At 53.8% G+C, this 10,291-nt stretch carries 3 protein-coding genes; all 3 read left to right on the forward strand.

Annotated elements, in window-relative coordinates; all coding sequences use genetic code 11:
* Window positions 1-184: 184 nt before the first annotated feature.
* The 3 genes from VLH40_01790 to rpoC all read left to right on the forward strand — a co-directional run bounded on the left by VLH40_01790 (window position 185) and on the right by rpoC (window position 9,559).
* Window positions 185-436, forward strand: a complete 252-nt coding sequence (locus tag VLH40_01790) for a transposase (protein HSV30741.1) — start codon at window positions 185-187, stop codon at window positions 434-436.
* Window positions 437-857: 421 nt separating this feature from the next.
* On the forward strand, window positions 858-4,589 hold the full coding sequence (gene rpoB / locus VLH40_01795; GenBank protein HSV30742.1) for a DNA-directed RNA polymerase subunit beta: 3,732 nt from the start codon (window positions 858-860) through the stop codon (window positions 4,587-4,589).
* A 17-nt stretch (window positions 4,590-4,606) separates the two neighbouring features.
* Window positions 4,607-9,559, forward strand: a complete 4,953-nt coding sequence (gene rpoC, locus VLH40_01800; GenBank protein HSV30743.1) for a DNA-directed RNA polymerase subunit beta' — start codon at window positions 4,607-4,609, stop codon at window positions 9,557-9,559.
* Window positions 9,560-10,291: the final 732 nt, after the last annotated feature.

The following is a 10,291-nucleotide window of genomic DNA, read 5'->3' on the forward strand; positions in this document are numbered from 1 at the left end:
GCTTCATACAGGATGAGGATGAGATATGTTTGGGCATCGATGAGCACTGCTTCAGACACCAGGAGCTGGTGCACACCGTAAGCGAGGTAAAACAGAGAAAAGTGTTGGGGATTCTTAGAGACGACCGCCTAACCACCTTAAAGAAGTTCCTGAGCAAGCTCCCCTGAGATAAGCAGAGGTATGTATCGACATGAAGAAGGGGCTAAGGAAGGCAGCTGAGGCAGTATTTCCCTCGGCCAGGGTAGTGGTCGACCCGTTCCCTGTAATCGCCGACTCGAATAAGCGGATGGACGAAGCCAGAAGAATAGAGCAAGACGTACACCGAAGGAGGAAGGGGCAGATACCGAAGAAGATATTCCTCGTAGGCAGGGAAAAGCTCACTGAGAAGGGCAGGCAAAGGGTGGATACACTTCTGGAAAACAAAAGAGCCGGTTAGCTCTTGACAACTCCATAAATGTTTTATAAAATGATAAATTGTACAAAAAAATTCTGCATCCGAATCGTAACGGCGGGGGGCTTCTCGGGAAAAAGAGCGGGGCTTTTTCCCGGTTTTGTATACTGTACTTATCCTTTGGCAACGGCGGTAAAAAACGATCTACCTTATCAGATGCGTTCCAACCCGCGCTGAGGCCTTTTCCCTACCCCACGGAATACGTCAGAATTGACTTCTCAGTCGAGCGCCGAAATGAAACGAGTCAGCTTCCCTGCTGGTCCGGTTGAGAAATGTCAGACCAGATACAGCCCGAATTTTGACGATTCTGACCTTCGACACCGGCGGTATTGGTATTTATTGTCCTTTATTGCCAGGGGTCGTTTCGGCACCCCAGAGATGAGACTTCATAAAGGTGGTGTAGTGTGTGAATTCAGAACCGATTATCAGGCACAGCTTCTCGAAGGCATCCTCCTTTGTCCAACTCCCGAATTTTATCGAAATCCAGCGTCGATCGTTTGAATGGTTTCTGCAAAGTGAAGTTCTGCCCGAAGAACGGAAAAGGCAGGGCCTCCAGGAGATTTTCGCCGAGATCTTTCCCATCCAGGATTTTACCGGAAAACTGGTATTGGATTTTCTTTCATACCGCCTGGAAGCGCCGACAATGTCCGTTCGCGAGTGCAAAGACCGCGGTCGAACCTATGCCGCTCCCCTCTATGCCCGCGTGCGGCTGATCAACCGGGAGACCAGCGAAATCAAGGAACAGGATGTCTATATGGGAGAAATGCCCTTGATGACCGAACGGGGTACCTTCATGGTCAATGGAGCGGAGCGGGTGGTAGTCACCCAGCTTATCCGCTCGCCCGGCATCTTTTTTTCTAAGGAAATCACCCCGACCGGAAAAATCGAACTCGGCTTCAAAATCATTCCCAACCGGGGGGCATGGCTTGAGTTCGGAATCGATCCAGGAGAGATCATCTTTGTCCGGGTGGATAAAAGGAGAAAAATAAACGCTGCTTCATTAATTCGGGCATTGGGATACGAGACGGACGAGGAAATACTGGAACTTTTTGACTATCACCGGGCCATGAGGCAGACACTGGAAAAGGATCCTTCGTCAAATCATCGCGAAGCGGTGATGGAGATCTTTCGTAAACTTCGTCCTTCGGAACCGCCCACCGATGAAAACACCCGCGACTTTATGCGTTACCTCTTTTTTGACCCACGCCGGTATGATCTCGGCGAAGTTGGACGGTACAAAATCAACAGCAAGCTGAAGCTGGAGGAGCGAATCGTTCGTATTGAGGAATTCATCCTGGTTGATGACATCATTCTCGATCACCACACCGGAGAGTGCGTCCGGAATGCTCAGACAATTGACCTGTCCGACGAAGACCGTTATGAAGTCGTCGCCCGATCCGGAGACCGGATCGGGCGGACCCTGGCCCGCACCATCGAAGCGATGAATTTCCGTTTTCCGATCGGTTATATCAAGGTCTATAATGACGATGATCTTCCGGTGAAGGTGATGATCGAAAGGAACGATGTGGTCATGGAGACGACGGAAGACCTGGAAGGGTGGACACTGAACGAAGACATCGCTGATCCGGAGACACGGGAAGTCTTGGCCCGCAGCCAGGATTTGCTTACTCCGGACGTTCTCCGTCATATTCGGGTGATTGGGAAAGAGCGAGTTCGGGTCCTGAAAGGACGAACCCTGACCAAGGAGGATGTCGTGGGAGGGCTCCGTTACCTCCTGAATCTGATCGATGAAATCGGATACGACGACGACATCGATCACCTGGGGAACCGCCGGGCCCGACCGGTGGGTGAGTTGATGCAAAATCAGTTCCGTACCGGACTTCTAAGGGTGGAGAAAGTCATCCGGGAAAAAATGACCATCCAGCCGGATATTGAATCGACTACCCCGCAAAGCCTCATCAACGTTCGCCCGGTGGTTGCGGCGATCAAGGAGTTTCTGGGGTCAAGCCCTCTCTCTCAGTTCATGGACCAGATCAATCCCCTGGCCGAGATCACTCACAAAAGACGGCTCAGCGCTCTGGGACCGGGAGGCTTGAGCCGGGATCGGGCCGGTTTCGAGGTCCGGGATATTCATTACACCCACTACGGGCGAATGTGTCCCATTGAGACGCCGGAGGGTCCCAATATCGGCTTGATCACTTCGCTGTGCATCTACGCCCGGGTCAATGAATACGGTTTTGTGGAAACACCCTATCGCAGGATCGTAGACGGTAAGGCGGTCGATGAGACAGTTTACCTCTTTGCCGACGACGAAGATCGGTACCATATTGCCCCATCCGACACGGTGTTGGTGGGAAAAGAGCTTTCGGAGGGAAACGTGGTTGTCCGTTTCCGAGGAAAGATTGTTGAAGTGTCGAGAGATAAAGTCGATTTTATCGACATCTCGCCCCAACAGATCATCAGCGCCTCGGCTTCGTTGATACCCTTTCTCGAACACAACGACGCCAACCGGGCGTTAATGGGAACGAACATGCAACGCCAGGCGGTGCCTCTTCTGATTTCTCAGCCGCCCTTCATTGGAACCGGAATGGAATACAAGGTGGCCCAAGACTCGGGCACTACGGTTATCGCCCGGCGGACGGGGAGGGTGAAGAGGGTCGATGCCCGGGAGATCGAGATCGAGAATGAGCAGGGGGAAAGAGACATCTACCTGCTGGAGAAATTCCAGCGCTCGAACCAGAGCACCTGCATGAACCAGAAACCTATCGTTAGGTTGGGAGACCGGGTAAAACAGGGTGCCATTATTGCCGACGGACCCTGTTCCTGTCAGGGAGAGCTATCGCTCGGTCGTAATATTTTGGTTGCCTTTATGCCTTGGGAAGGGGAAAACTTCGAAGACGCGATTCTGATCAGCCGCCGACTGGTCAAGGAAGATGTCTTCACCTCTGTGCATATCGACGAATACGAAGTAGAAGCCCGGGACACAAAACTTGGACCGGAGGAGATTACTCGGGACATTACCAATCTCGGAGAGGAGATGCTGCGGAATCTCGATGACGGAGGCATCATCAATATGGGGGCCGATGTCAAACCGGGTGATATCCTGGTCGGCAAGGTTACGCCCAAGGGCGAAACGGAGTTAACTCCCGAAGAACGGTTACTGCGGGCCATTTTTGGGGAAAAAGCCCGGGAAGTTCGGGACACGTCTCTGCGCGTGCCGCATGGTGAATATGGAAAGGTCATTGACGTCAAATATTTTGCCCGGGACAACGGTGATGAGATGACTCCTGGGGTGAACCAAATGGTCAAAGTTTTTGTCGCTCAGAAGAGAAAAATTACCGTCGGTGACAAGATGGCCGGACGTCACGGGAACAAGGGCGTGGTCGCCCGGATCGTCGCCGAGGAGGATATGCCCTACCTCCCTGACGGGACACCGATAGACATCGTTTTAAACCCATTGGGGGTGCCTTCCCGGATGAATATCGGTCAGATTCTCGAAACCCATCTGGGCTGGGTGGCCAACAAAGAAAAACGGTTCCTTGCCAGTCCGCCTTTTGATGGTGCAAAAGAGAATGAAATCATCAAGGCCATGAAGCAAGTCAAGCCCCGGAATTCCGGTGAATACCCCAGAGATCTTTTCGACCGCCGGATTTCCCCGGATTTCAACCTCCTCCCTCAGGGGAAAGTGATGCTCTACGACGGGAGGATCGGGGAGCCTTTCGACAATGAAGTGACCGTCGGCTACATTTACATGATGAAGCTCGCCCACTTGGTGGAAACCAAGATTCATGCCCGGTCTACCGGACCCTATTCCCTGGTGACCCAGCAGCCGCTAGGCGGAAAAGCCCAGTTCGGTGGGCAACGGTTTGGTGAAATGGAGGTCTGGGGACTGGAAGGTTATGGAGCGGCCTATACCCTTCAGGAAATGCTCACGATCAAGTCCGACGATATTGTGGGCCGGGTGAAGGCGTACGAATCGATCGTCAAAGGTCAAAATGTTCTCAAGCCCTCGGTTCCGGAATCCTTTAAGGTGCTGGTCAAAGAACTCCAGAGCCTGTGCCTGGATGTGGCGATCTACGACGCGAAATCCGGGCAGATTTCCATGGAAGAAATCGAAGAAGCCGAGGAGCAGATGCCGGGCCTTGGAATCAGTTTAGAGAAACGAGAGAGAAAATAAATAAGGGGGAAAAACCCTTGGTTGATGTAAATGATCTAGGTGCCATTCAAATCGGTCTGTCATCACCCGAACAGATTCGTAAGTGGTCCCGGGGAGAGGTCAAAAAACCGGAAACGATCAACTACCGGACGCTCAAACCAGAGAAAGACGGCCTGTTCTGCGAGAAAATTTTCGGTCCGACCAAAGATTGGGAGTGCTACTGCGGTAAATACAAGCGGATTCGCCACAAGGGTGTGGTCTGTGACCGTTGCGGGGTGGAGATCGCTCGTTCTGCTGTCCGTCGGGAACGTTTAGGACACATCGAACTGGCGGCCCCCGTTTCTCATATTTGGTATTTCAAGAGCATTCCGAGCAAAATAGCTTTGTTGTTGGGGATGCTTCCCAAAAACCTGGAAAAGGTCCTCTATTTCGCCTCCGGGCGGAAGCGGGAGGATTGCTACAGAGTGACCGAACCCGGTTCCACCGATTTTGAGGCGCGAACCACTATTCGGGAAACCGAGCTCAAGATATATTCCCGGTTCGATCCCGCCTTCCGAGCTGAACCGGCCTACCGGATCAGCGAAATCCACGAACTTCCCTTCAATGTGGGCGATCGTCTCACCCTAAAGGAATACACCAAGTATCGGAACAAGTACAAGGAATCCTTCATCGTCGAAGAGGCAGATAATGACCAGTACGACGTAGTGGATGTGCGGGTCTTTCCCTACCAGCGGGACGAGGAGATCGGCGAGTCGGAACTCCTCCAGCTTCGCGAGATCTATGGGAACCTCTTTGACGAAAGCGTCCTGTCCGAAACCGCTGAGGAACCTTGTTTTGTGGTGATCGACCCGGGTAACACCGGGCTCAAGAAAGCTCAGATGATCCTGGAAACGGAAGCCAGACTTCTCACCCGGTATGATTCTCACTTCCGGGCCGGAGTGGGCGCGGAAGCCATCCGGGAAATCCTCAAGACCATTGATGTCCAGCAACTGGCTCGGAGCCTGCGCAAAGAATTGAAAGAAGCGACCGGTCAGAAGGCTAAAAAGCTGATCAAGCGCCTCCAGGTGATCGAATCTTTCTGCAAATCAGGAAACCGCCCCGATTGGATGATTCTTGAAGTGATTCCAGTCCTGCCGCCGGATTTGCGCCCTATGGTTCAGTTGGATGGGGGCCGGTTCGCCACTTCTGATCTCAACGACCTTTACCGGCGGGTAATCAATCGGAATAACCGTTTGAAACGACTTTTACAACTCGGCGCTCCTGAAATCATCGTGAAAAACGAGAAAAGGATGCTCCAGGAAGCGGTGGACGCTTTGTTCGACAATGGCCGGCGGGGCCGCCCGGTGCTGGGTTCGGGAAACCGACCCCTCAAATCCTTAAGTGATATGCTGCGGGGTAAGAAGGGCCGTTTCCGGCAGAACCTTTTGGGGAAGCGGGTGGACTACTCCGGACGGTCGGTGATCGTAGCCGGTCCACGACTCAACTTCGACCAGTGCGGACTTCCCAAGAAAATGGCTTTGGAGCTGTTTAAGCCCTTCATCATGAAAAAATTGGTGGAGCGCAGATACGCTCACAATATCAAGAGCGCCAAGCGCATGGTGGAAAAATCCCGGGAGGAAGTCTGGGAAGTGCTCGAGGAAGTGATTTTTGAACACCCGGTCCTCCTCAACCGGGCACCCACACTGCATCGGATGAGTATTCAATCATTCCAGCCCATTCTGGTGGAAGGGAACGCCATCCAACTCCATCCCCTGGTATGTACGGCTTTTAATGCCGATTTCGATGGTGACCAGATGGCCGTGCACGTTCCTCTCTCGGCGGAAGCCCAGGCCGAATCCCAGATTTTGATGCTCTCGGCGCACAACGTTCTTTCCCCGGCCAACGGACGACCCATTGCCGTGCCCACGCAGGACATGGTACTGGGCTGTTATTACTTGACCCTTCACACCACCGGGCCTTCCGGGGTGACGAAAGGTTACCTTGACCGCGACCAAGCCCTATTGAGTTACTCATTCGGATTGATCGATCTCCACCAACCGATCCGGGTCCGGGAGATTAGCCGGAAGTATCCGGAGGTGGAAACTACGACGGTGGGCCGCATTATCTTCAACAACCTTCTCCCGGAGGGGATTCCCTACGTCAACGAACCAACCTCGAAAAAACGGCTATCGGACATCGTTGATTCCTGTTTTCGCCAGTACGGAAACAAGGCGACCGTTGAACTGCTGGACCGCTTGAAAGAGGCTGGTTTTCACTATGCCACTAAATCCGGAACCACCATCGGTGTGACCGATCTCGAAATACCCGTCCGTAAATCGGCAATCATTGAAGAAGCCACGCAACGGGTCGACGAAACCAACCAACATTACAATGATGGGTTGATAACCTGGGAAGAACGGGAACAATCGGTGATCGATATCTGGACCGATGCTTCCAATAAAATGGCCGAAGCGATCCTGGAAGGCTTGGAAGATTTTAACCCCGTAGACATGATGGCTAAATCCGGCGCCCGGGGAAGTATCCGCCAGATCAGTCAATTAGCCGGAATGCGGGGGTTGATGGCCGATCCCTCCGGGCGGATCATCGAGTATCCGATCCGGGCCAATTTCCGGGAGGGCTTGGGTGTTTTGGAATACTTCATTTCCACCCATGGTGCCCGTAAAGGCTTGGCCGATACGGCGCTGCGTACAGCCAAGTCCGGATACCTCACCCGGCGGCTGGTCGATGTAGCCCAGGATCTGATCATCCGGGAGATCGACTGCGGGACGACAGACGGTATTGACATGGGCCATCTCCTCGACGAGAACGACAATGTGATCGAACCCTTCGAAGAAAGGATTCTGGGGCGGATCGTCCTGAATGATATCACTGATCCCGTCAGCGGCGAGACGATCCTGACCAAAAACCAGGAAATCGATGAAGTGGCGGTTAAGCGATGTAAAGACTTGGGTATCAACGAGATTCCGGTGCGCTCGGTCCTGACCTGCTGGGCCAAGCATGGGGTTTGTGCCCTGTGCTATGGGCGGAATCTGTCCAGCGGCAAACTGGTTGATATCGGAGAAGCGGTGGGGATCGTAGCCGCCCAATCCATTGGGGAGCCGGGTACCCAGTTGACTATGCGGACCTTCCATACCGGCGGTATCCGGATAGCCGGAGAGGACATCACCCAGGGCCTACCCCGAGTGGAGCAATTATTCGAAGTGCGCAAACCCAAAAAGGCGGCCGTCCTTTCCGACACGGATGGTGTGATACAGAAGATCGAAGTCTTCGGGAACCGCCGGAAAATTTATATCCAACCTTCCGAGGATGAACGGGATCAATCGGTCCGTACCTACTTAGTCCCTCACGACATTCGGATCAAGGTCACCGAGGGAGATTTTATTCGCTCCGGTGAACGGCTCACACTGGGTCCGATCAATCCCCGGGACATTCTCAGGATCAAGGGCATCCGCGATGTGCAAAAGCACTTGGTGGAGGAAATCCAATCGGTTTATCTTTCTCAGGGTGTAAACATCAACGACAAACACGTGGAGGTGGTTTGTCGCCAGATCGCCCGCCTGAATAAGGTCATGCTGGAAAACTCCGGTGATACCGAACTCCTCTCCGGAGAACTGGTCTTCATCGAGACTTTCGAAGAGGAGAATGCTCGGATTAACCGAGAAAATCAGGATCTTCAGGAAAAAGCCCAGGAGCTCCTTCTGAAGGGTGAAGTGATCTATGGAGTAGCGGATCTCTCCGGGGAAGCGCTTCTTCAGAAAGGGGAAATCCTCAACGAGGCGACCCTGAACCTGATTCTGTCCGTCGACTGCAAGCCTTTTACCGTCTTGCGGAACGGCCGGTTGCTCCACGTTGTCCGGGGTTATAAGACCTTGAAGTCGGAGTTGTACGACCGGATTTGCATCGAAGACATTCTCGACCGGAGAGGCAAACCCCTGGTCAAGACCGGGGAATTATTCCTGGAAAACACCCTTGAGCTGATCTCTGAGTTGGAGCCCAGCACCATCAAGGTGGGGGAGAAGGTGGTTTGGGAACGCCTGCGGGGGACCATCCTGGCCGAAGATGTCACCGATCCGGAGACCGGGGAAACCCTCTTGTCGGTCGACAGCCGGATCGACCCGGAACATCTGGACCTCTTCCAGAACCGGAACATTGCCCGGCTCTCTACCTGGAAGAACGTGGAAATGTTTTCCATTAAGGATACCATGGTCAAAATCCTGCGGGAAGAGATCCTGGGTCAGGAAGTATCCAAGGACGTGGTCAGTCCCCGTTCCGGAGAGGTGATCGTTCAATCCGGACATGTAATTAGCCGGAGCCTGACCCGCCGTCTGGTCTCAGAAGGGATCAGGGAAGTCCCTCTGGTCGGCGGGCGTTTATTCTCTTTGGAAGGACGTCTCAGTGAACTTTTGGAAAACAAGGTGGTCGGCAAAGTCGCCGCTCAGACCATCCTTGGAGACGCAGCACAGGTTCTGATAAGAGCCGGGGAAACCTTCGACCGGGACAGCGTGGTCAGGATCGCCGAAGACACGGTCAACATTCTATACCTGCGCAGTGGCGATCAACCAGAAACCCACAACTTGATCCGGGAACTGGTGTATCTCCCTGGCTTGAAGCAGGGTGCTACCGGGCGGCCGGTGGTCTTGGGGATCACCAAAGCTTCCTTGGCTACGGAAAGCTTTCTTTCTGCCGCCTCCTTTCAGCAAACCACCCATGTTTTGGCCGATGCGGCCATCAAAGGCAAGGTAGACAATCTGGTCGGCCTCAAGGAGAACGTGATCATTGGGAAGATCGTCCCGGCGGGTACCGGGTTCAACACCTACCGGAACATGGCCATGTTGACGTCTGTTTCAGCCACACCCCTCCAGTTCGGTGATGTGCCGCTGGTGGAAGAGGAAGAAGTCGATCTACGGGAATTGATGAATGCTCAGGAAGAGTACGACGAAGACGTGCGATTGTTACCGGAGCACGATTCAGATGATTACAACGAAGAATAACCGTTAACCATTCGTACCCTGACCGATAGGGGCAAAGGTGAACTTATCCCTACCGGTCAGGGTCATCGTTATCGATACGGAGTTTTCTGAAGCGGTTTTTTTTGGTTATTTTGTCTTGAAACTCGCTGATAATCTCCTCTCAAGAACTCGCTTAAAATGTCCTCTTTCTGATAACCAGTGTATAAAGGAGGGGGTAACCCAAGAAGAAGGAGGGGCCCCCGCCTGTCTGCGTGCGAATACGCACAGGCAGGCATTGGCAGGAGGACTGTTACCGTTAAGTGCGCAGGAAAGGACCCCTCTGGTCATATCTGACCAGGGTCCCCCGGAAAAAACCATGACCCTTCGGCATGGCTTGCCGATCTGGGGCATCACAGTTAGCGGCACATCCGGGATCACGCGACGCTACCGGCCTCCTTCCTCGCCCCCGGGCCAAACCCCCGGCCTTCCAGGAGAAGAAGATTTTGGACCTCTACCGGGCGCCTTATCGGGGTTTGGGACCCCCCTTGACCTTCGAGAAGCTTATCGGGGGCCGGGGGAAGAGAAAATCTCGCCGGCTTATCACCGCCCCCTCCCCCCCCAGCTCGGGACCTTACCCTGCTCTTTGTCGGGAACCGCCTCTTCCCGATCCTTCCCCAGTCGACCCGTCCCCCGGCCAAACAGCGGCTGACCGTCCGGGCCTGCTTGCGCGCCGCGCGCAGGCAAGAACCCCGGGCTGGGAGCATCCAACTGGTC

The organism is Atribacteraceae bacterium, assembly GCA_035477455.1.
Taxonomy (GTDB): Bacteria; Atribacterota; Atribacteria; order Atribacterales; family Atribacteraceae; genus DATIKP01.